Raw genomic sequence first — 23,329 nt, 5'->3', positions numbered from 1 at the left:
CATGAACTCAATCACCGACTACAATAGCGCCATCACCCGCCGCCAGTTCTTCCGCAAGAACGGCACCGGCCTCGGCGTGGCCGCGCTTTCCTCGCTGTTAGGAAGCGGACGCGCCTTCCCCGATGTGATGCAGGAGATGATCCCGCACATCGCACCGAAGGCGAAGCGCGCCATCTACATCTCGCTCATCGGTGCACCATCGCAGCTCGATCTCTTCGACTACAAGCCGGAGCTGAAGAAGCGCTTCAAGGAAGACCTCAAGGGTTGGCTCGCCAAGGAAGGCCAACGCCTCACCGGCATGACCTCCGGTCAGGCCGCCTTCCCGCTCGCACCGACCATCTTCAAGTTCGCGCAGTCCGGCCAGTCCGGTGCATGGATCAGCGAACTGCTGCCGTGGACCGCGAAGATGGCGGACGACATCTGCATCATCAAGTCGATGCACACCGAGGCGATCAATCACGAGCCCGCCAACCAACTCGTCTACACCGGCTCGATGCAGTCGGGCAAAGCTTCGCTCGGCTCGTGGCTCTCCTACGGCCTCGGCAGCATGAACGAAGACTTGCCGACCTTCGTGGTTCTACACGCCCAACACAGCTCGCCTTACTCGAATGTCCAGGCGATCTCCGCCCGCCTGTGGGGCTCCGGCTACCTGCCCGGCAAGCACGCTGGCGTCGCTCTCCGATCAAAGGGAGACCCCGTGCTCTACCTTGAGGATGCCCCCGGCATTTCCCGCAATCTCCGCCGCAAGATGCTCGATGGCCTCAATGCGATGAACCAGCGCTCCTACGAAGCCGTTGGCGACCCTGAGATCCAGACCCGCATCCAGCAGTATGAAATGGCCTTCCGCATGCAGGCCTCGGTTCCGGAGCTCGCCGACATGTCCGGCGAGCCCGAGCACATCTTCGAACTCTACGGCAAGGACAGCAAGGTGGGTGGATCCTTCGCTGCCTCGGCCCTGATGGCGCGCCGTCTGTTAGAGCGAGGTACCCGCTTCGTGCAGATCTTCCACCGCGGCTGGGACCAGCACGGTGACCTGCCGCGCGATCTCACCTCGCAGTGCAAGGACGTCGACCAAGGTGTCTACGGCCTGATTCAGGACCTCAAGCAACGCGGCATGCTGGAAGACACGCTCGTCGTCTTCGGCGGCGAATTCGGCCGCACCATCTACTGCCAGGGCGGACTGAGCGAAACGAACTACGGCCGCGACCACCACCCGCGCTGCTTCTCCCTCTGGATCGCCGGAGGCGGGATCAAGGGCGGGCAAGTTTACGGCGAGACCGACGAGATGAGCTACAACATCGTCCAGAATCCCGTTCACATCCGCGATCTGCACGCCACCATCTTGAACCAGCTCGGCCTCAACCACGAAAAACTGAGCTTCAAGTTCCAAGGCCTCGACCAAAAGCTCACCGGCGTCGAACCGGCGAAGGTGGTGAAGGACATCCTGGCCTAAGCCTTGGCTTTCGCGCGAGACCTCCGCCAGCGCCGCCAGCTCAGCGCAAGGCCGGTCCACACCAGCGTCGCCGCAGCCATTGCGGTGAGGCCCGCAAGCAATTGACCCGCCCATCCACCGGCCTCGCCGGTGTGAATCCAGCGGACCCAGTTGCGCCATCGCTTGCCTTGGCTCATCTGCGAAAAGCCCTCCGCCTTGATGATCGCGGCAGTCCCGAGATCCACCGTCACGCTTTCCCGGAGATCAGGACGCCCGCGATGGCTGTTAGACACTTGGAAGACGATCTCCTTACCTGCGGGAAACTGGAACTGGATGGTTTCCCACCCCGAGCGATTGGCAGTCACGGCGGCGAGCGCCTGATTCCACCCGGTGGTCGAAACTCCAGGCTGCGAGCCGCCTCGCTCCCCTTGTGGACCGCCTCTGCCGCCCTGCTGACCTTCCCTACCGCCTTGCGGACCTCCTCTTCCTCCCGGTGGACCACCGGCAGGCGGCGCGGTCTCGCCCGCGAGTTTGAATAGCAACCCGTTCGCCCACGGATAGCCCATGACCACGCCGGTGGTCGTGATTACCAGCAGTGGCAAGGCGAACCAGATGCCAAGCACGTTGTGCCAGTTCCAATCGCGCGCCCGCCCCTTGAGCTGTGGTTGGATGGTAGTGATGGCCTTGACGCCCTGCCTCGTCCATCGCTTCGGAATCCACAGGAGCAGACCGCTCGGAATGAGGAACAGGAACACCAGCGCCGCCGCGGCGGTGATGCTCTTGCCTGCCTCCTGCGCCGGACCGGCCATCGCCAACCAGCGATGCAGGCCAGTGACGAACTTGAAGAAAGAGCGCGTCTTCTTCCCGCCTTCGCCCAATACCTCACCCGTGACAGGATGGACAAAGACCGTCTTCTCTTTTCCGAACTGGAAGGCCGCGGGCTTCGTGGCATCGGACGAAAGTGTGAGGCCGGTGGCACCTTTCAATCCTGCCGCTTGCAAGGAAGCGGTGAGCGCTTCCGGCGGAAGCTTCTCACCACTCGTCGAAAATTCGAATCCATCCGCTGCTGTCGTGAGCTGTCGCTCGAACGACAGCAGCACACCAGTGGAGGCCATGACGAGAATCACCAATCCGGCAGCAACCCCTGCCACGAGGTGAAGCCAAAAGACGAGCTTGCGAAAACGCTGGAACATATCGGGTCAAAATCGAGCCGGGAAACACGCCCTGGCGTGCTTCCCGGCTCTTGCAGCAACCTATGAAAGAAGAACAGTTAGAAATTCAGCGTGGCACTGAGCACCGCCGAGCGACCTTGGCCCGGGACGAAGTGGCCGCCACCCACGCGGTCGATGTATTCCTCGTCGAAGAGGTTGTCCACGTTGAGCTGGAAGGTGACATTCTCGTTCATCGCGTAGCTGGCCATCGCGTTGAAGATGGTGAAGCCATCGGCCTGCTGGCGGGTGTCCACGTTGTTGTTGTTGTAGCGGCTGCCCACATACTGGGCACCCACGCCCACCGAGATATTCTTCGGCAGGTCATAGACGGTCCAGAGGCTGAAGGAATTTTCCGGCGTGTTGCTGACCTCGCTGCCAACCTCGGCCGCGACCGCGGAAGATTTCACTTCGCTGTCGAGGAAGGTATAGCCGCCGATCACGCGCCACTTGTCGGTGATGCTGCCGGCGAAGCCGACCTCGAAGCCTTGCACGACTTGCTCGCCGGTCAGGGTCACGATCGTCGGATCCGTCGGATCGGTGGTGCGGGCGTTGGTCTTTTCAGTCCGGAAGATGGCACTACTGAGAAGCAGCTTCTGATCGAAGAACTCCCACTTCGCACCGAGTTCGATCGTCTCGTTTTCTTCTGGAGGGGCGTTGAAGAGGTTGAGCGTGTTGTTGGTCCCACCGGGTGAAGCAATGTAGCTCAGGCCTTCGGTCGAAGGATTGAAGGAAGTGCCGTAGCCCAGATAGATGCTTCCTTCGCGGACCGGCTTGTAGGTAAGCGCGGCGCGATAGCTGAAATTGGAGTCGTTGCGACCCAAGTCCGAGAGCACACCATTGGTGGTGACTAGGGCGTTATTCGTGGTGTCCGCGGTCCGGGTATCATAGTCCACCTCATAGCTGTCCCAGCGCAGGCCGCCGCTGAGTTCCCAGCAGTCGTTGAATTTGATGGTGTCGAACAGGTAGAGCGCCGCCGTGTCGGATACCGTCTGGGTGAAGGCACCGTTATAAACGATCGAGCCGGCGTAAGGCAGATAGTTGTTCGGGAACAGCAGGTTAGTCACTGGAGCGGCTGCAAGCGTGCCATTCGGATTTTCCACCGCGCGACCGAGCAGCTTCGACACCTCGTGTCCGACCTCGAATCCACCCACGAGGTTGTGCTCGATGGTGCCGGTGTTGAAATCGTATCGGATGTCGGTCTGACCGAAGACCGCGGTATCGACCTGGTCGCGGGACTGGAACTGCTGGGTCAGAGCCAGACTGTTGAAGTTGGCAATGGGCGCGGACGTATCGCCGTCAACGAACCGCGGGGCGGTGGTTACCGAGTCGCGGTCGTTTCGCCCGAAGCGAAGCGTGCTGCGCAGTTTCAGGTTCTCGTTGAAGTCGTGCTCGAAGACACCGGTGATCAGATCGGTAGTGATGTCTTCATAGTCGCGATTGAGATTGCCGTAGTAGTTGGAGTAGAGCGACTCGGGGGGAGCACCGGAGGGCAGGCCGGTATTATTGACTGTGGTAACCGTCCCAAGGGGATTGTTCGGCGTGACCTGGGTTGGCACCACGGAGTTCCGCGGAATCCACGGCACCCCATAGTCCGGCACATTGTCCTGCTCCATGTGCATATAGGACAGGGTGAAGCGGGTGTCCGTGCCGAGTCCGAAGGCGATCGACGGAGCGATGCCCCAGCGCTCGTTTTCCACATGATCGCGGCCGGGGATGTCCTGGTCGTGATACATGCCATTGAGGCGGAAGGCCGCGCCGTTCAGACCGGGGATCTCCTGGTTCACGTCGAAGGTGCCGCGCATGTAATCGTCGGTGCCACCACTGAACGTTGCGCCGTAGGAATTCTGCAGGTGCGGGACCTTGGTGACGATATTGATCGAGCCACCGGTGGAACCGCGGCCGGTATTGGCCGAGGCCGGTCCCTTGGTCACTTCCACCTGCTCGAAGACAAAGGGGTCGCGGGAATAACCACCGCTGGAGGTGTCGCGCATCCCATCGACGAAAATGTCCGATCGCGCCGCGAAACCGCGGATCGCGAGGTTGTCACCGGCCGGACCACCGCCGCCTTCCCCGGCCTGCATGCTGATGCCGGGGACGTTCCGCAGCACGTCGCGAAGGTTGGAGGCAGCCTGCTCCTTCATCACCTCTTTCGGGATCACGGTCACCGTCTGGGCCACATCACGCAGCGGCTGGGTCATCTTCGGCGATTGCAGGCGCTCCGGCTTGTAGAGGGTCTTCTCAAAGTCCCCCTGGACCACCATTTCGCCCATGTTCTCGGTCTTCTGCTCTTCCTTCTTTTCGGTGGCAGGTGCAGGCGCCGTGGTCTGGGCAGCGAGTTGGCCGATGGCAAACAGGGTGCCGGTGAAAACAAAGCCCTCCGGAAGACGGGAGGAACGCAGGCTGGAGTCGGTGTTCATGGAAGCGGAATCGGAATCAGCGCTTGCGAATCATCCTGAGGACGGATCGCATTGACTGTTGCGAATGCGTCTCAATTACCACAGAACCCTTGTCAAAGCGAAAAGCACCGCTGTCGCAGAAATTCTAATCAAATTCTAATGTTTCCGGATTTGGCAGGCGATTCCGGGAAATCGCCTTGACCGCGCTCCCCCGCCCCGGCGGAGACATGGCCATGATCCTCTGCATCCCCGACGTCCTCAGCCCCGAACAAACCGCCGAATATCGCCGTTTGCTGGAAAGCGCCGATTGGCAGGACGGCAAGGCCACCGCCGGCCACCAGGCCGCCAAGGCCAAGGACAACATGCAAATCCCCGCCACCCATCCGGTGGCGCTTGAGGTCGGCAGCGGCATCCTCCGCGCCCTCGCAGCGAATCCCCTCTTCCAGTCCGCCGCGCTGCCCCTCCACTTCCTCCCGCCGATGTTCAACCGCTACTCCGGCGGCCAGACCTTTGGCACCCACGTCGACGGCTCCATCCGCCAAATCCCCGGCACATCCCACCGCATTCGCACCGATCTCTCCTGCACCCTCTTTTTCGCCGGCCCCGAGGAATACGTCGGCGGCGAACTGATCATCGAGGACACCTACGGCTCGAAGAGCGTGAAGCTCCCCGCCGGCCACATGGTCGTCTACCCCTCCACCAGCCTCCATCAAGTGACCCCCGTCACACGCGGCACCCGGCTCTGCTCCTTTTTCTGGCTGCAAAGCATAATCCGCTCCGATGAGCAGCGCTCCCTCCTCTTCGACCTCGACATCGCCATCCAGCGACTCTCCTCCGCCCTCCCCGATCACGAGGCCGCGAGCCAATCCGCCGTTCAACTCACCGGCGTCTATCACAACCTGATCCGCCAGTGGGCGGAGATGTGAATGGCGGAGTTAGGCGGCGATGCTACGGACGAAATGCATCAGTGCCCCCAATAGCACGCCTGCCCATCCGCCGATGACTCCAACCGCCAGGAACGCCAGAACCAGTCCCTGCGTGAACCTGCCGGAATAACCGAAGCCCAGCGCCACCAGAGCCAGGATAACCCCAACCCCGATCGGATATTCGGGAAACTCACTCACGAGCTTCCGCAGGAATCCCGGATAGCTGGCCGGGAGGTTTTCCTGCTCCAACTCGGATAGCACCCCGTTGCGCTTGAGGAACATCATAAGTCCCACCCCGACAACGATGGCGGTGCCTCCCAACCATCGGACCACACCACCCAGGCGCTCCCTGCGCATGGAGTCACCCCTCTCGTCTCGCGGGGGTTCTGCGGCTGGCGGGCGATAGGGCTGCTCCATGTTCGAGGGGGGGCGATCAAGGATTCGCAATTACAGTTCGATCGACCGAGGAAAGCGTCGGCCTCCCGGTCAATGCCATCGCTATCTCGAGTTCGGTCCGCAAGATCTTGAGCACGTGCGCCACGCCGGTCGCGCCGGCGGCGGCGAGCCCATGAAGCACCGGTCGGCCGACCATTACCGCGTCGGCGCCGAGCGCGAGCGCCTTGAGCACGTCCGTGCCGCGACGAATCCCTCCATCCATCAGCAGTGGCACTTGTCCCGCCACCGCCTCGGCAATCTGCGGCAGTACCTCGATCGCCGCCGGAACCGTATCCAACGTCCGCCCGCCGTGATTCGAAACCACGATCCCCGCAAATCCCTCCGCCGCGGCAATCCGCGCGTCTTCCGGATCGAGCACGCCTTTCAAGATCACTGGCAAGGTCGTCAGAGATCGCAGCCACGCGAGATCCTTCCAAGTCGGCGCGGTTTCTAACAACGGCGTGCCGAACACACCCTCGGCCGGTGGCAATGACTTCATGCCCCGCAGATTCACCGCCTCGATTCCCGGCGGCAGGCGGAAGCACGCGCGCTGCTCGCGATTGCGCAGGCCATGCAGCGGAGCGTCCACCGTCACCACCAGTGCGGCATAGCCGGCGGCTTCCACGCGCTTCACCAACTCCGCCGTGAAGCCACGATCCGCTTGCACGTAAAGCTGGAACCACGGCGGCACCGTGGCCGAGGTGGAAATCTCTTCAAGCGGGACGCCGGCCGAAGTGCTGACGGTGAGGCAAGCTTCCATCACCGATGCGCCCAGCACGGTCGCGCGCTCACCTTCCGGATGGAACAGCCGGTGAAAGGCCGTCGGCGCGACGAAGATGGGATGAGCATAGCTCCGCCCGAACAACTCCAACCGCGTGTTCGCCCCCGAAAGATCGCGCAGGATGCGGGGCGAAAGCTTCAGCCGCTCGAAGGCCACACGGTTCTCCCGCAACGTCAGTTCATCCCCCGCTCCACCCGACAAGTAAGCCCAGGCACTTTCCTCTACGCGCTCACGGGCGAGCGCCTCATAGTCATCGAGCGAGACAACTTCCGGCGGGATCGTGGAAAGCGGCGGCAACGGCATGGCGAAGCGAGCCTAACGACTCCCCTTCGCCATGGCGACTCCGATCCACCCTCCGTAGGCGCGTTCGTGACACCGCGCCCACATTAAGAAAGCTTACGCTCCCCGCATCAACGAAATCTCCGCAAGACTCACCAGAGTCTTCCACAGCTCCTCACGCGGCATCGTCTTGAGCTGATCCACGGTGATCGCGCGCTCCAGCGTGAAGCGTCCCGAGCGGGTCCGGCGCAGCGCACTCAAGTGCGCACCGCAGCCGAGCTTGCCACCGATGTCATGCGCGTAAGTCCGCACGTAGAATCCCTTCGAGCAGTTCACCGTGAAATCCACTTCCGGCAGCTCGATACGAGAGATCTCGTACTTCGACACCGTCACCGGCCGCGGAGCGCGCTCCACTTCCTGCCCCTTGCGCGCCAATTTGTAGAGCGGCACGCCGTCCTTCTTGATCGCGGACACCATCGGCGGGATCTGCTCGAAGGCACCCGTGAACTCACCGAAGGCCGCGTCGACCTGCGCCGCCGTGAAAGCCGGCACTTCCTTCTCCTCCGTCACCTCGCCCTGGCGATCCTGGGAGGAGGTCACCTTGCCGAGCGTGAGCGTTCCTTGATACTCCTTGTCCTCGCTCATCAGCAGGTCCTGGATCTTGGTCGCACGCTCCACCACCAGCATCAGCAGGCCGGTAGCCATCGGATCGAGGGTGCCGCAGTGGCCGATCTTCTTCGTGCCCAGCGAACGGCGGGCAATCGCAACCACGTCATGCGAGGTCATGTCGGGGGCCTTGTCCACCAGCAGCACGCCGCTGGGCACCATCGGGCCGGGATTCGGTCGATTCATAAAACTTCAGTCAGACTATCAGGGCAATGCCCGCTTCACAGCTTCCAGCACACGTTCCTTCGCAGCGGCAAGTGGACCCGCCATGCGGATACCGGCAGCAAGCGCGTGACCACCACCGCCGAACTCCATGCAGACATTGCAGGCATCCACTCGTGGGTCCTTGGAACGCATCGAGACGCGGATCTTCCCGTCCGGCAACTCCTCAAAGAAAACCGCCACGATCACGCCATCGATGCCGCGGATAATGTCGATCATCCCCTCGCTGTCTTCCGGCTTCAGGCCCAGCTTTTCCCCGGTGTCCTTCGTCAGGTCCCAATACGCGACGCGGCCTTCACCGGTGAGCTCCAGCGTATTGAGCAGCGCACGCATCAGCTCCACGCGGCGATACGGGCTATGGTCGTAGGTCAGCGAATTGATGCGTCCCACATCCAGCCCGCGGCGGATCAAGTCGGCCGCCATCAGGTAGGTGTCCTCGGTCGTCGACGGATACTGGAACGAACCCGTATCAGTCGAAACGGCCACGTAGATCGCATCCCGCGATGCATCCGGCAGCGGCAGGTTCAGCGCCGTGATCAGCTTGTAAAGGATCTGCCCCGTGGCCGGGCTACTCGAGTCGATGTGATTCACATCGCCATAAGCCGGGTTCGACTTGTGGTGGTCGATGTTCACCCACAGCTTCGCCTTCGAGGCCGCATGCAGCGCATTGTCGCCGAGCCGGGGCTTGGTCGCGGTGTCGAGCGCGATCGCCACTTCCACATCGAGCGGCTCGGCTGGCGGCAACTCGATCCGCTGCGACTCGGGAAGGAACACGAGGTTGTCGGGAAGGCCGTCCTCATTGATCAGACGCACCTTCTTCCCCGCCGCTTCCAGCGCGAGTCCGAGCGCGAGCTGCGAGCCGATGGCATCGCCATCCGGGCGCACATGGCTGAGGATCACGAACGAGTCGTGCTTCGCAAAAACCTCGCCGATGTCTTGGTAGCTCGCGTTCATGGTGTCCCGCGGAAGGGGGCGGGATTCTCCCGATGCGCCCCCCGCACGCAAGGACAAAGGACACGCGTCACTTGAGCGGCGAGAAATCCACCGGCTTGAGGAAAACCGACTTCACCCCGTCGGGCAGCACGGTCAGCGATCCGCCGGCAGCATCCTCGGAAGCCTTCTTCGCAGCCACCCAGATCGGATCTGCACGGAAATCGAGCCACGATTTCTCGGCGGTAGCGGCGTCCTTGTGCACCAGGAAATAGACCAGCGTATCGTCCGCAGCAGGTTGGCCAGCCACCATCTTGAAGTAGGCGCCATTGGTGATGCCATGCTTCTTGAAGAGCTCGATCGTGTGCTCCGCGAAGCGCTTGTGAAGGTTCGGCAGCTTGCCTGGATTGCACGTATAGGTGCGCAGCTCGAACAAACGATCCGGCGAGGCGGACTCGGGGAAGCCCGGCGAGAAGTCGGTCGCGTTCAGGTAGAGTTCATCGACCTTGCCCACCAGCTTGCCATTCACTTCGGAAGCCGCCGCGGCCTTCTTCCAATCCTCGTCGCCGAGGAAGCCCTTCCACGCTGCATCACGCGCGGCGCGATCCGGATAGGCCAGCAGGTAAACGAGCAGGTTGTCCTTGTTCTCCGCTGGCACCCAGTAGCCGACATTGGTCATGCCGTGCTTTTCGAAGAGCTTGCAGGTGTGATCGCGGAAGCGCGTCAGCAGCGCATCCAGCTTGCCCGGCTCCGCGTGATAGGTGCGAAGTTCGAACAGCCGCGTGTCTTTGGGTTTTTCTTCAGCCACTGCGAGGGACACCATGGCGAGGATTCCTGCTACTAGGGATTTGAGCATGAAAAAGGGTTGCCCGCCGCGAACGGCCTGACAACCCCGTCTTCAGTCACACGGCCGTTAGGCCGGGAGAAAATCGCTCAAGCGGCGATTTCGTAGTGCTCCGCGATCTGGCGGAAAATGCGGTCGCGGCGCTCACGGGCCTGGTCGACATCGCGGGTCTTCAGGGAAAAGCGCAGGCGCTCGGCGGTCGCATCCGGCTTGTGAACGGTCAGGTGACACCACCAGACCCCGCGATTGTTCCAAAGGTGATGATTCGGGTTTTCCTGATTCACGCGCAGCGCGAGCTTGGGCTTCCTTTTCATGCGTTTCGGTGTCTTGGGCTGGGGTTCAAGAAAGGCCGCTTCTTGAGCAGAAGCTGCTTTTCCGGACACGAATGACGCGATTCAAAGGGTTTAGTAGAGGTAGGCAAGGAGATTTACTAAGGTAGCACCTTAGATCACTTTTTCGTAAATCAAGTGACCAAAAAACCTTTATAAAGCCGTCAAATCTACGTCATGCCTGCTCCAAAGCCGTAGCAAAGTGATTCAGCAAGCCTGACGTTTCCTCCGCTCCGCACGAAACGCGAATGAGGTGTGATGGCACGCCACACGCCTCCGCCCAATCCAGCTCCGTGTAGTGGGCAAGCATTGTGTAGGGGCACGCCAAGGTGAACGGGGTGCCAAAGCTCGGCCCCTTGGAAACCTGCAGGGCATCGAACACCTTCGGTGCCTTCTTCGGATTCTTCAGCACGAAGGACAGCAGCGGTCCGTAGCCACCACGCGGCGCGCGGATCTTGTCGTAGTCCTCGCGCGTGGTCAGCGAGGGATGCCAGACCTCCGCAACGCCCGGATGATTGGCGAGCATCTCGGCAATCGCCAGACCGTTGGCGTTGTGGGCAGCCATTCGGGCCGGGAAGCCCTTGAGATTGGAGAGCAGCACCTCGGCATCGCCGATGTAGAGCGGCGTGCTGCGCGCACTTTCCTCGGCAAGCGCCGCCAGCAGGATTCCAGCATGGTCGGAGTCCGGACGAACCGAGGCCATGCCGGCCATAACATCGCCCACACCGGACAGCCACTTGGTCAGGCTGGTGGTAACGACGTCCGCATAACGCAACGCAGCCACATTCGACGGCCCGACTGCCGAGTCATCGATGACGAACGGCACCCCGCCTTCAGCACAAGCCGCAGCGACCCGCTGGACATCGATCGTCCGCAGCAGCGGATTGCTGGGGCATTCGGTGAAAACACCCGCGAACTCGCCCGCGCGAATCCGGCGCAGCGCTTCATCGAAGGACTCACCGATCGCTTGGTTCAGGAAGACCACGCCATTGCCGAACTGCTCCTGCACCTTCAGGGCATCGACGTAGGGAAACTCGATCTGCAGCGTCTTCTTGCCCTCCTTCACCCCCGGCAGCGCGCGCAGCACCGCGGTGATGGACGCCATCCCGCTGTTGAAAATGAAAACGTGGTCCGGCTCGATCGCGAGCAGCTTGCCCAGGCGGCGCTGGAGCAGGTGCGACTTGTCGCCCTCACGCACCTTGCCTTCCAGGAAGTCCTCGGCCTGCCGGCTGCTGACCAGTTCACCGGTGAAGCGCTGGTAATCGACTGCCGCCTGGCGCGCCTTCGCCGGCACGGCCAGCACGTGCATCCCGTTGAAGCTTTCCGAGCGGACCGCCATTTCGGTGCGGCGCTCGATCCACCGCAGCGCCCGCTGGGCAGCGACCTTGTTGGGGAAAACGAACGCCTCTTCCCCGTCCTCGGCGATTTCCTCCGCGGCCATCGCGGTCAGGCGTTTTACCAGCGGATGGCGGAAAAAGCGCGGGTAGCCCATGCGCATCTTGCGGACCACCTTGTCGCGGCCCTCCTCGTATCCGATCACGGATTTCCATGTCGGCAGACACACCGACACGGCATGAGGCGAATCAGGGAGGGGCATTCCCAGATCCTCTTCCTGCCAGGCAGGCTGAGCCGACAAATCACGCATGTGCGCCCCCTGCTTGCCGGGAGGGGGGGCGGTTGGGCAAGCCGGATTCCCGGAATTGTATGCGCGGGGGGGCGAATTTCTGACCGACCGGGTGATAAAATGGGGGCTGGGCGACGATTTAAAATGTGATGCCCCGCCGGAGAATCTCGAAATTTCGCGCTACCCCCGGAGACAGATCGGGGTTACCGGAAGGCATGAGAAAAGGCGGACGAGAGGCGGTTCTAGCTGCGGCGATCCTGGCAGCGGGCGTCGCCGGCTGGTGGATCACCCACGCCGCGAACCCGGCCAGTGCCCAAAAACCGGTCGCCGCGACCACCGCTCCGAAGCCCACAGTCCTCTACGATCCGCCCGCGAAGGAGAGCAAACCCGCCAAGCGCCCCGAGGGCTGGAAGCGCGACGAGGATGCCGCGAAGGCCGGAGCCATGCAAAACCAGCGGTCGCTGGTCTTCTCCAGCCGCGAAGCCATGGAGCGCTTCCTCAAGGCAGCCCAGGGCAAGGGTATCTCGATCCTCGGGCAGATCGACAAGCTCAATGCCCTCCACGTCGGCTTTCTTTCTCAAGATCAATTAGCGGCGCTGCTCGATGGCAGTGAGGAAAGCGGCTACATCTACCCGGTCACCCTCCCCACCCCGCGGACGGACGGCGTGCAAGACGGCGCCATCGGCTTCGGCAACCAGTTGCTCGCGTGGCTGGGCATCAGTGGCGACAATTCGGCCTACGGTACCGGCGTGAAGGTCGGCATCCTCGACACCGGCTCCACCTTGGCCGGAGCGAAGAATTATTACCTCGTCGATCCGCCGGCCAACGCCGCGGACTGGAACGGCCACGGCACCGCAGTCGCCGACCTGATCCGGCAGATCGCCCCGTCGACGGAGCTGCTCTCGTGGCGCGTCGCCAATGACGAGGGCACCTCCAACAGCTTCCTGCTCGCCCAAGGCATTCTCGCCGCCGTCGATTCCGGCGTGGACGTCATCAACATTTCGATGGGCTCCTACGGCAATTCCACCCTGCTTCGCCAAGCCGTGGAAGCTGCCCAGAAGGCCGGCGTGATCATCTACGCCTCCACCGGAAACGAAGGCTACGACCAGGTCGCCTTCCCCGCCGCCTATCCGGGCGTCGTCGGTGTCGGTGCGGTCGATGCCGCAGGCAATCACCTGAATTTCTCCAATACCGGTTCGGTTACCATGAGCGCTCCGGGACTGGACCTCGTCACCGCGTGGACTGGCGATCAAAACATCTACTTCACCGGCACCTCCGCGAGTTCACCCATCGGCGTCGGCGTGCTGGCAGCGACCATGTCCTCCGGCAGCACCCGCCTCACGGCCCAGAAGGCCTACAAGATGGTGGTCGACAACCTGGACGAGTCCGGCGCACCGGGTGACGACGACTACTACGGCGGCGGCACCGTGGACGTCGGCCGCATCTTCCGCTCGGGCCAGGGCGGAGTCACCGATGCAGCCATCGCATCAAACTACGTGACCACCGGTGCCAATGGCCAGCCAGTGCTCCAAGTGACTGTGGAAAACCGCGGCACCGCCACCATGGTCAATGCTCCCGTGCAAGTGACCGTCAACGGTTCCACCTCCAGTTACATCATCACCACTCTCCCGGCAGGCGACATCAAGACCTTCACCCTGCCACTCAGCTTGGCGAACGGTGGCGCGACGATTGTTTCAGGCGTTTCGAGTAGCACCAGCGACGTGAAACCGTCTAACAACAAGCGGTCCGATGTTTACGTTCCGCCGACGAATTGAGGTCGCTTTCTTCGCCCTGATCGCTTGCTGCCATGCAGGCGAAATGCGGGAAGCCCCCAAGTCGGACGCCACCCCGGTCAACCAGCTCGCCATCTCCGGCAACGCCTGCGGACCGGCTGCATTGCTATCCTCCTTCCGCTCCGGCAATGACGCCTGGCAACGCGCTGCCTCGTCTCTAACAGGCACCACCGACCGCGAGCAACTGGGCCAGTGGATACGCCTCCATGGCCTGCTTCCCTCGGAAACCCTGAAGGGCCGCAAGCGTTGGACCAACGCCGGGATCAATGTCGAGGACCTCGTCGCCGCGACCAATGAAATGACGCGGCCTCTCTACCTGCCCGCAGTCATCCACGAGGATCTTTTCACACGCCGCGGCGAAACGCAGGCGGCCTTGCTCCGCCGCACCCACCAGCGCTTGGAAAAGTCCCTTTCCAAAGGCATCCCCCCGCTCCTCAGCCTCCGCCGCTTCGCCCTCCGCGGCGGAAAATGGATCCCGCTGCAGGGCCACTTCGTGACGGTCACAGCCGTTCCACGGAAGCTGGGGAACGATGAGATGAGTTTCGGCTTTGCCTACCTCGATCCATGGGGAGGAAAGCGCGGCCAAGGCGAGTTCCGACTGCCAGCCGTCCCCGTGCTAGCCGCAGCCGGACAGCCCGCCCCCTGCTTGGAAGCGCTCGTGCCCACCGCAAACATCGCCAAAAAGGATGTCCGGGCGGGCGAAATGACCGTCGTGGTCCCCGCCGCAGTCATCGGCCGCTGGTAATCAAGCGGTCCGGAGCGGGTTAACAGGGTAAGCCGCCAGCGGCGTGGCAATCTTTCACTTTTTTGTCATCTAGGGGCATTCCGACGACATTTCGGATTGTGCGGAAACCCAAGCCGGCACTCCCCCATTGGGGTAGGTTACACGTTTTGTATTTACAAAATCAGGTGCCGCAGCAATTATTCACTATCGAACGTCATGAAACCCACTTCTTTTGACGAAAAAAAGCCATTCAGTGCAAAGCATCGCTTCAGGCGACAGCAGGGCTTTGCTCTTATCGTCTCTTTATCCCTGATGGTCCTGATCACGGTGCTCGCCGTGGGCCTTCTAACCCTGTCATCGGTCTCGATGCGGGCCTCCGCCCACACGGAGGCCATGCAGACTGCCAAGGGCAATGCGCGGCTCGCGCTAATGCTGGCGCTCGGCCAGCTGCAAAAGGCTGCCGGCCCCGACCAACGGATCTCCGCCCCGGCGAATCTCGTCTCGGCCACCAATCCTCAGGGAGTCGCCGGCGTTTGGAAGTCGTGGCGTCCGCCGAGTGATGGCTCTGGCGACTACAAGTCGGAAAAGAAGAACCATTTCGCCGGCTACATGACGTCGGCCCCGAGCTTCCCTTCGAACGTCGATCCTTCGGAAATGCCGGGCAGCGCCTCGCCCATGGAAACAATGGTGGGTGAAGGCAGCCTTGGCTCGGGTTCCACGGACCGCCAGGTGAAGGCACCCATCGTCAGCGTCGGCCAGAAGGGCACGCCGGACGCCGGTTCGATCGCTTGGGTGGCGCTGGACGAAGGGGTCAAAGGCCGCATCGACCTCCTTCCCGACAAGGACACCTCCACTACCGGTCTCGGCAAGAATATCATGCGCGTCGGCTCTTCGCCCCGCAACAAGGCAGGGAAGAACAAGGGCTTGGAAAACCTCAACGGTGAAGCCGCCACACTAAACGAGACCCTGCCGAAACTGGTCAGCGTGGATGAAGTCAATTTGATGTCCTCCGACAAGGAGACCTTCGGCCGCTACTTCCACGACTTCAGCGTGACTTCGAATTCGGTTCAGGCCGACGTCGCAAACGGCGGCCTGAAGACGGACCTCAGCGTCCTCTTCGACAATGCCACCCTGCCGACCGACTACGCCAGCAAGCGCGTCTACTCCAGCACCACCGCTCCATTCGGCGGATCCACCGCGGCCGATCCGCTGTGGGGCATCTACCAGCACTACTACCGGCTCTATCAGCGGACCACCGCCAACGACAACCCGAAGGACGGCCTGAAGAGCTACGTCAGCAGCCGCTATCGCCTCGCCACGGTCTCCGACCGCACGCTGCGCGACAACCGCTATGAGCCAAACATGGCCACCCTCACCGAGTCGGTCATCATGCCGACCATCGCCAAGGTGGACATCGTCTTCAGCATGATGACCCGTGACGTGCACGGTGGCCGTGCCGATGGCCTGAGAGCCGCGGGCTACCCCAAGATGCTTCACCTGATGTACCTGCCGGTCATCACCCTGCACAATCCCTACAACGTGCCGCTCCGCTTCACCCAGCTGGAGCTCGAATTCGAGGACCTTCCGATGGGTTTCCAGTTCTTTGTCGGAGGCCAGCCCGCCACCTCGAACATCCAAGCCTTCAACCAGCTCTATGTGAACAAGGAGAACGGCTCGACCAAGAAGATCTTCAAGCTCCTCCTCACCGGCGACCTCACCGCCAACCGTGAAGTCGTGATGGGTGCGGGCGAAACGCGGATCTTTGGCAAGCCGTTCCCGCCGGATTGGACCTGGGCCAACGAATCCGCAGGAACCGGTGCCGATGGCACCATGATGTTCGACTGGCGCAATGATAAGACCCAGATGGGCAACCGCATCATGCCCGGCATGATCACCGGCCCCAACGACGGCATCGGCTATGATGTCGACTGGCTGGCCGCCACCAATCGCCAGCCATGGCTTACCGCGCGCACCGGCGAAGGAATCATCCCCCTCAAGGACGGCGAACAGGTCAGCGTCAAATACGCACCGAAGGCTCAGGCAAGCACGCCGACCAACAAGTTCTCGGTGACGATGCGCCTGACGCCCGGCAACACCACGAACAACTACTCGACCACCCAGGTTTTCTTCAAGGATGAGGCCCGCCTGAAGGCGATCCTGGAAGAAGGAACGTCACCGCGTTTCCCGCTTCCCCGGACATTCCCCGAGACCTATCCGAGAACGGGAGACCTTCCCCAGACTTCCCTGAGTCTCTACGAGCCGAACACGCAGCCGATCAAAAAGTATACCCACGCTCGTCCGTTCGCGATCTTCAGCCTCAGTGGCAAGACCACCCGGGACTCCTTCACCAAGTCGCGTCCGGTCGCTGACACCGGCCTGACCTTCCAGATGGCGACCTGCGATTTCACCACCTCGGCCAGCCAGGGTTCCAGCCCGCTTGAGTTCGTGCTGACTCCCTTCCCCTCCAGCCTGGGATTCCAGACTGACGGCGTGAAAGGCTACTTCTTCGGCGGTCACGATACGAACAACGGCTCCACCAGCGCCAGCATCTACGAAATCCCGCAAGCCCCGTGGCAGTCGATCGCCCAGATGCGCCACGCGAATGCCGCCAGCCTCGGTGCCGCGCCTTATTTCACCTACTCCGTCGGCGAGTCCCGCGCTCATCCGGCGATCCCGGTCGCATCAGTGAAGTTCGCGCCGGACACCAGCCGGATCATGCTGGACCATTCCTGGCTCGCCAATGACGCGCTGTGGGACCGCTACTGGTTCTCCACCCTCGCGACCCTGCAGGGCACCGCCTTCACCGGCAGCGACGCCCAGACCCAGACCGCCCTTTCCAGCGCGTTCTTCAACGGCGAGAAGAATCTCCCCAACCCGCGTAACCAGCCTTATCTGACGGCTGGCACCGCGGCCAAGGATGCTGCCACCGACGCCATCGCCGAGCGCAACGGCGCCAGGACCGCCGCTTACATCATGACCAAGGGCGGCTTCAACGTGAACAGCGTCTCCAAGGCCGCTTGGATCTCGGTGCTGAGCGCCCTTTCCGACTCTTCCATCCCCCTCGCATCGGGTGCTCTGGAAAAGACCGCCGACGATGTCCCCATGCTGCGCATGCGCCGCCCCGTCGGTGGACTCAAGGAAGGCCGCGAAATCAAGAACCAGCTGTGGAACAGCTACCGGAAGCTGAGCACCGCTGAAATCGACGCGCTTGCCGAGCAGATCGTCATCGAAGTGCGCGAGCGCGGCCCCTTCCTCTCGATGTCCGACTTCGTGAACCGGCGCTTGGCCAGCGGCGACCTCGGCCAGAAAGGTGCCCTGCAAGCGGCCATCGATCACGCCAGGTTCAACCAGATCATGGAAGCCAATGCTACCGTGATCGGCGCCAACGACGTGGCGAACTACGGCTGGAAAAATGCGGCTGCCGTGATCGGCACCAATACCGGTGCCGGCGCGCCAGGCGAAATCTCCCAGGGTGACCTGCTCTCGGCGATCGGCTCCTTCACCACCGTGCGCTCGGATACCTTCCGCATCCGTGCCTTTGGCGACGCCCGCGACAAGGATGGCCAGGTGTTGGCCCGCGCCTGGTGCGAAGCGACCGTGCAGCGCTTCCCGGAATATGTCGACCAAACCGACAAGCCGGAACTGGTCGCCACCACCCAGGCGAACAAGTCCTTCGGCCGGCGCTTTTCCGTGGTTGCATTCCGCTGGCTCCACCCGGATGAAGTGTGAAGCGCGATGTGGAATCGCCAACCTGCCATGATGACGATGCGTCTTCTTCCGCTCCTCGCCCTTGCCCTGTCCGCCTCTTCGGCCTTTGCCGATGGCCGCAAGGTCTCCTTCCGCACCTTGTGTCTGGATTACTCGGGATCCGTCAACGAAGTCGTCTTGCCTGCCGCCAAGGCGGGCGAGGCCGCGACCACGCTGCCGCTCTATACCTCCGGTCCTTCACCGGTGATCGAGGCGACCTTCGCGACCACTGACGCGGTGCTTTACATCAAGGGCGACCCCACCAAGCCGGTGATTGCCGCCAAGGCCCCGCTCGCCAAGTCGGACCGCCAGCTCTTCGTGCTCACCCCGGGCCCGGAAGGAGAAGGCAAGCCGCCCTACATCATGCGCGCCTATGATGACGACCTGACGACCTTCAAGCTCGGTTCGGTCCGCGCGATCAATCTCGCAGCCGTGCCCGTGCGCTTCGTCATCTCCGGTACCACCACGCCGCAGATCCCGACCGACAAGCACGCTATTTTCCCGCAGTCCACCAAGGTCGACGAGTACAACATGTATCCCGTGGCCGTGGAATTCCTCAGCGGAAACGGAAGCTGGGTGAAGGGCTATTCGGCGAGTTGGAAGGCCAGCGACCAGCGCCGCGAAATCGTCGTCACCCTGATCGATCCACGCTTCAAGCAGCCGTCGGTGAAATACTTCAACGATAGCCCGCAGTGGCTGGAGAAACCGCCGGGGGCCACTCCCTGACGCTCTAACGCTTCACCGGCCCTTTGGGCCACCAGCAGGCGCGCCACGCGGCGCGCCTGACTTGTTTACGGGTGACCTTCACCTTCTCCTCCTCCGCGGAAGCCACTTCCAGCAGCCCGATGGTATCCTCGCCGATCAAGGCGGGCAGCACGGATGCCGCGCGCACGCGCCAGTGATTCAATCGTGAAGCATAGCGCCGGCCGGATTCCAGCCACACCGCCGCGTGGTCCAGCCACTCCTTCCGCAGCGCCGCCATCTGTTCCCGGTTGTCCGGATCAGACGCTGGCAAGTAGCAGCGGCCATTGGAAAGATCTTCCGGCAAGTCGCGGAGGATGTTCACCAGTTGGAGACCCATCCCGTAGCGCACGCCGAGGTCGCGCAGGTCATCTGGATTCGAATCGGAGAACCGGCTGCCCATGGTGAGCAGTCCGATGCGCGTCCAGAAGGCACCCACACAACCGGCGACCCGGTAGCAGTAGTCTTCCAATTCCTCCTCGTTCTTCAGCGCCACCGGCCGGAGGCGGCTGGCTTCTTCAAAGCGCACCAGATCGAGCCGCTGTCCGCTGATGATCGTAGCCAGCGTCTCACGCACCGCGTCCGCCTGCAGGCCATCCAGCGCACCCAGCATCGCGAAGCACTCGTCCAACCGCTCCAGCAGCACGCGCTCTCCGGCATGCGTCTGCTTTTCGGCAAACGCCTGCAATTTCCGTGACCGCCAGTCAGCACCCTTTCCGCGCAGTTCGTCGGCAAAGCCATCCAGCAATTCCAGCCGGTCATCCACCGGCACCTCCGCCGTGTCCGCCAGCGTGTCGCTGGCCCGTGCCAGCAGGTAGCCCGTGGCCGTCGCCGGCCGCATCGGCTCCGGCAGCAGCCGCAGACTCAGGTAAAAGGACCGCGAAACATTCCGCAAAACGTGACGGTCAAGTTGCACCGCGCTGAGAGAGCCCCGACCAGCGCGCTCCATCAAGCCCCAAAATCGGCCGGATCGTGCGTAAATCCCGATACCATGGTCGACTACAGCCCCTTGAGGCGCGCCTGGCTCCACGTCAGGCAGCCCTCGTACTCCTCATTGTGCGGGCGATCCCGGTTCAGCTGGGTCCACACCGCGACGGCCTCGCCGAAGGCCGATTGGGCAAGCTCCGGCTTCTTGGCGAGCTGGGCCGCGTGGCCGAGATCACCGAGCACGTAGCCCAGCGTCCGCCGGACCTGCTCGGCGCGCACCACCCCGTAGTCGTCCGTCGTCAGCAGCTTCCGCTGCAAGTCCGCGGACTTGGTATAAAAGTCGATCTCCCCTTCCCGGTCGCCGTCGGTGCCAGCCAAGCGGCCCTTTTGCTGGAGCAGTAGTGCCAACCGGTAGCGGGCCATCGGCTTCCCCGTGTCGCCGATCGCAATCGGCTCTACCAGCAGGAGCGCCTGATCCACCAGCTTGCGCGCCTGCTGGGCCTCCCCGCGATCCCGCATCATGTCCGCCGTCAGTCCATACTGGCCGGCCAGCATCGACCTCACTTCCGCCCGCTCGGGTTGCTGGCCCATTAGCTCTTCCAGCAATTTCACCGCCGCCTTTGACATCGAGCCCGCGAGAGCCACATCGCCGGAGAGGATCGCCGCTTCCGCGATGCCGCCATAGCACCCGGCCAGCTCCAGCCTCAGATCCAGATTCCGCGGATCCTTCTCCAGCAGTTCCAAGAGCTTCGTCGCCGCCATCTCCCTGACCTCGCGCGCGCTCCCCATCTCGCCAATGCCATCGAGGATGGTGGCGGAGTCCATGAAGCAGCTTGCGAGTTCCGAGCGCAGGATCACCACGTCCGGCCGCTGTTCCGAAAGACGCGACAAGGTCTGCGTCGCACGATGAAGCTGGTTGAGCGCCGCATCATCCTTCCCCTCCGCCGCGAGCAGCTTCGACTCGTGGAAATCCAAGATCGCCAGCAACTGCTGCACCCGATCCGCATCCGCCGCCGCCTGGGGCACCGCTTCCAGCGACTTGCGCGCGGAGACAAAGGCCGCCTCCGTCGCATCGTCATTCCGGTCCTGAAGCAGCAACGCCAGCAGCAGCCGATCGGTCGCAAGCCGCAAGTCAAGATCGGCACCGGCGGGCAGGTCATTGGTGGTGGCCATCGCCTCCTCCAGGCGCTGCGCCGCCACCTTCGGCTCGCCACGGGCCAGCGATACTTCCGCCAATTGCAGCCGTGCCCGCGCCCGCTCTTCCTTCAGGGCATCCACCTCGGCGGTGCGGGTGATGAAATCCTGGAAGTAGTGCTCCAGACGGGTCAGCCGCTGGTCCCGTCCGTCGAGCGGCGGCAGGTTCCGGTTCCCCTTTTCCATCGCCCATGCGAAGAGGTGGTCGCCGGTCGCCCGGGACTCTTCCAGTCGCGCCAGCCAGAGATCCTTCTCGTATTGGAGAGCCTTGCGTTCGCGGTCCAGCACCTCGGTCGCCTCGGACTTGCCGCTCTCCGCCACCTTTTTCTCCGCGGTGAGGCGGGCGATCTCGGTGCGGTGTCCCTGCTCGTCGGATTCCAGCTGCTTGCTCTTCACATTCCAGAGCATGGAAAACACCAGCGCTGCCGCCGCCATCAGGCCACTGGCCACGTGCGCCCGCCACGAACTGCGACGCGCCCGGCGATGTTGGTCGAGCAAGGCATCCCGCATCTGTTCCTCGGCCGCAGCCCGCTCCGCTTGCTCGAAGCCACGCAGCAGCTCCCCGGCATTCGCGGGGCGCACCGAGGGGTCGAGCGAAAGGCATCGGTCGAGCAAGGAGCGATAGGCCGCCTCCAGCGAATTCGCCGCGGCATCAGGCCACGCGACGCCCGGCCGCGACTCGATCATCCGGGCGATGCTCTTCAGGTTCGCGGCGATCCCCTCGCGCCGCGTCAGGCCCGGCTCGGGAGCGACTTCATCGAAGGTCTCCGTGCACCGCGGAAACGCCCCGGTGACCAGCCGGTAGGCCATCACCCCGAACGCAAAGACATCCCAGCGGTAGCCCTTCTCACGCAGGTAACCGGCCGGGTCGCGAAGCTGCTCGGGAGCCTGATAGAGGATCGCGTCCGTGTATTCGAGAGCGCCGATCCCCGGCATGTTGCCCAGCGTCCAGTCGGTCAGGACTACCTTGCCATCGTCATCGAAGAAAACATTCCCCGGCTTCAGGTTGCCATGCGCCACCTGGCGATCATGCATCGCGGCCAGCGCCCGCAGGATCTCCAGCACCACCGGCCAGGAATCCTCACCGGGAAACCGGGCCAAGCGATGCTGCAGCGACCGCGGCACCAGCTGCCCCTCCACCTCGTCGGCGAGGAAGGCCGTCACCCGCAGCAGCTGCTTGCCGCGATAGTCCTCGCTGAGCGCCTCCAGCACCCCTGCCGGCCAGCCGCGGGCCTCCAGCCGCAGCGACGACTCCTCCAGCAACCCGGGATTGACCGCCGCGGGCGAGAAGACCTTCACCGCCAGCTCCCGGCCGATCTCATCGCGCGCCCGATAGACCCGGCCACAGGCACCGGCACCGATCGGGCCGATGACCTGCAAGCGACTGACATCGGGGGGCTGCATGGGCATATCATGCAAGACGTTGGCGATTTCGCCAATCCCTCAGTTCGTGCTACCGCCGGCTGGGCGCGACACCCCCGAAGAACAGCAATCCGAGGAACAGCAGCACCACCACCGCCAACAGAATCCAGATCCATCGCGGGGTCCGGTAGCGAAGGTGGGGCGTCTGCGCGACGATCTCCGCGTAGGCCGGGGACAGGACGGTGCGCCCCTTGGGGCAGAAAATCAGATAGAGGACGTAGGCACCGATCACCGTGCCGACCGGGAATTTGATCATGCTGATCGCCGCCACCAGTGCACCGGGGATCTTCGCCCATGGCCTGAGCTTGCGAAGTCCCCACCCTGCCACGAACTGCCCGATGCAGATCGCGACAAGAGCGCCCATCACGCTCCAATCCCAGCTGCCCAGCGCGCTTTCCGAACTTGTCCTCATCCTTCCATACACCGCGATCAGTCCCACCAGCGAGACCGCCACGAGCACCGCGCCGAGGAAGTAGAGGAACCCGATCGCCTTGAGCGACGCCTCATGCTTGAGGTGCTTGGTCCGGATCGCTTCAGCATCGGTCAAAGGCACGGCCGGTGCCACGACTTCCTGAACGGCCGGCGCTTGGTAGGGATTGTCGCTCACGTTCCGTATCTTCCCTACAGCGCGGGGAGATACCAAGTCGATTTCCCACACCTTGTTAGAACACAAAAAGCCTGGCCGACACGCGACCAGGCTTTGTGA

General features: G+C 62.9%; 18 protein-coding genes. 6 read left to right on the top strand and 12 right to left on the bottom strand.

Annotation, left to right across the window (positions count from 1 at the left end; translation table 11 throughout):
• Window position 1 precedes the first annotated feature (1 nt).
• The gene (locus WKV53_RS26135; protein WP_341407788.1) at window positions 2-1,453 is read left to right on the top strand and encodes a DUF1501 domain-containing protein; all 1,452 of its coding nucleotides are present in this window, start codon (window positions 2-4) and stop codon (window positions 1,451-1,453) included.
• Here WKV53_RS26135 and WKV53_RS26130 read toward each other — a convergent pair.
• Together WKV53_RS26130 and WKV53_RS26125 are read right to left on the bottom strand one after the other, a co-directional pair.
• Window positions 1,450-2,625, bottom strand: a complete 1,176-nt coding sequence (locus WKV53_RS26130; RefSeq protein ID WP_341407787.1) for a PepSY-associated TM helix domain-containing protein — start codon at window positions 2,623-2,625, stop codon at window positions 1,450-1,452. The genes WKV53_RS26135 and WKV53_RS26130 overlap by 4 nt on opposite strands.
• A gap of 77 nt (window positions 2,626-2,702) precedes the next feature.
• Window positions 2,703-5,060 carry a TonB-dependent receptor gene (locus WKV53_RS26125; protein WP_341407786.1) on the bottom strand — a complete coding sequence of 786 codons (2,358 nt, stop codon included), beginning with the start codon at window positions 5,058-5,060 and terminating at the stop codon, window positions 2,703-2,705.
• A gap of 212 nt (window positions 5,061-5,272) precedes the next feature.
• Here WKV53_RS26125 and WKV53_RS26120 point away from each other — a divergent pair, with 212 nt between their 5' ends.
• On the top strand, window positions 5,273-5,965 hold the full coding sequence (locus WKV53_RS26120; RefSeq protein ID WP_345789690.1) for a Fe2+-dependent dioxygenase: 693 nt from the start codon (window positions 5,273-5,275) through the stop codon (window positions 5,963-5,965).
• Window positions 5,966-5,974: 9 nt separating this feature from the next.
• Here the strand turns inward: WKV53_RS26120 and WKV53_RS26115 are convergent, their stop codons facing one another.
• The 7 genes from WKV53_RS26115 to WKV53_RS26085 form a co-directional block, all read right to left on the bottom strand.
• Entirely contained in the window at window positions 5,975-6,322 is a 348-nt protein-coding gene (locus WKV53_RS26115) for a hypothetical protein (RefSeq protein ID WP_341407784.1), read from the bottom strand.
• A gap of 76 nt (window positions 6,323-6,398) precedes the next feature.
• On the bottom strand, window positions 6,399-7,484 hold the full coding sequence (locus WKV53_RS26110; RefSeq protein ID WP_341407783.1) for an alpha-hydroxy acid oxidase: 1,086 nt from the start codon (window positions 7,482-7,484) through the stop codon (window positions 6,399-6,401).
• 93 nt (window positions 7,485-7,577) lie between these two features.
• Window positions 7,578-8,312 carry a tRNA pseudouridine(55) synthase TruB gene (gene truB / locus WKV53_RS26105; RefSeq protein ID WP_341407782.1) on the bottom strand — a complete coding sequence of 245 codons (735 nt, stop codon included), beginning with the start codon at window positions 8,310-8,312 and terminating at the stop codon, window positions 7,578-7,580.
• 18 nt (window positions 8,313-8,330) lie between these two features.
• Window positions 8,331-9,302 (bottom strand): DHH family phosphoesterase, encoded by a 972-nt coding sequence (locus WKV53_RS26100; RefSeq protein ID WP_341407781.1) that lies wholly within the window; start codon window positions 9,300-9,302, stop codon window positions 8,331-8,333.
• Window positions 9,303-9,369: 67 nt separating this feature from the next.
• Window positions 9,370-10,134: an NIPSNAP family protein gene (locus WKV53_RS26095; RefSeq protein ID WP_341407780.1), complete on the bottom strand. Its 765-nt coding sequence runs from the start codon at window positions 10,132-10,134 to the stop codon at window positions 9,370-9,372.
• Between the two features lie 77 nt (window positions 10,135-10,211).
• Complete coding sequence (locus WKV53_RS26090) at window positions 10,212-10,436, bottom strand: hypothetical protein (protein ID WP_035602756.1); 225 nt, start codon at window positions 10,434-10,436, stop codon at window positions 10,212-10,214.
• A 190-nt stretch (window positions 10,437-10,626) separates the two neighbouring features.
• The gene (locus WKV53_RS26085; protein WP_341407779.1) at window positions 10,627-12,048 is read right to left on the bottom strand and encodes a PLP-dependent transferase; all 1,422 of its coding nucleotides are present in this window, start codon (window positions 12,046-12,048) and stop codon (window positions 10,627-10,629) included.
• A 242-nt stretch (window positions 12,049-12,290) separates the two neighbouring features.
• Between WKV53_RS26085 and WKV53_RS26080 the strand changes: the two genes are divergently transcribed.
• The 4 genes from WKV53_RS26080 to WKV53_RS26065 all read left to right on the top strand — a co-directional run bounded on the left by WKV53_RS26080 (window position 12,291) and on the right by WKV53_RS26065 (window position 19,065).
• A complete protein-coding gene (locus tag WKV53_RS26080) occupies window positions 12,291-13,850 on the top strand; it encodes a S8 family peptidase (RefSeq protein ID WP_341407778.1) in 1,560 nt (519 codons plus the stop codon).
• Window positions 13,825-14,613, top strand: a complete 789-nt coding sequence (locus WKV53_RS26075) for a hypothetical protein (RefSeq protein WP_341407777.1) — start codon at window positions 13,825-13,827, stop codon at window positions 14,611-14,613. The genes WKV53_RS26080 and WKV53_RS26075 overlap by 26 nt, the downstream gene beginning before the upstream one ends.
• 195 nt (window positions 14,614-14,808) lie before the next feature.
• Window positions 14,809-18,321 carry a pilus assembly PilX family protein gene (locus tag WKV53_RS26070; protein ID WP_341407776.1) on the top strand — a complete coding sequence of 1,171 codons (3,513 nt, stop codon included), beginning with the start codon at window positions 14,809-14,811 and terminating at the stop codon, window positions 18,319-18,321.
• Window positions 18,322-18,357: 36 nt separating this feature from the next.
• On the top strand, window positions 18,358-19,065 hold the full coding sequence (locus WKV53_RS26065) for a hypothetical protein (RefSeq protein ID WP_341407775.1): 708 nt from the start codon (window positions 18,358-18,360) through the stop codon (window positions 19,063-19,065).
• 4 nt (window positions 19,066-19,069) lie between these two features.
• On the opposite strand, the gene WKV53_RS26060 is transcribed toward WKV53_RS26065, so the two are convergent.
• The 3 genes from WKV53_RS26060 to WKV53_RS26050 form a co-directional block, all read right to left on the bottom strand.
• Window positions 19,070-19,996 carry a phytoene/squalene synthase family protein gene (locus tag WKV53_RS26060; RefSeq protein ID WP_341407774.1) on the bottom strand — a complete coding sequence of 309 codons (927 nt, stop codon included), beginning with the start codon at window positions 19,994-19,996 and terminating at the stop codon, window positions 19,070-19,072.
• Between the two features lie 83 nt (window positions 19,997-20,079).
• Complete coding sequence (locus WKV53_RS26055) at window positions 20,080-22,605, bottom strand: protein kinase domain-containing protein (protein ID WP_341407773.1); 2,526 nt, start codon at window positions 22,603-22,605, stop codon at window positions 20,080-20,082.
• A gap of 49 nt (window positions 22,606-22,654) precedes the next feature.
• Complete coding sequence (locus tag WKV53_RS26050) at window positions 22,655-23,230, bottom strand: hypothetical protein (protein WP_341407772.1); 576 nt, start codon at window positions 23,228-23,230, stop codon at window positions 22,655-22,657.
• Between the last annotated feature and the right edge of the window lie 99 nt (window positions 23,231-23,329).

The organism is Luteolibacter sp. Y139 (genome assembly GCF_038066715.1).
GTDB lineage: Bacteria > Verrucomicrobiota > Verrucomicrobiia > Verrucomicrobiales > Akkermansiaceae > Haloferula > Haloferula soli.
Note: the sequence above shows the minus strand (reverse complement) of the source record. Positions and strands in the feature narration are given on the sequence as shown.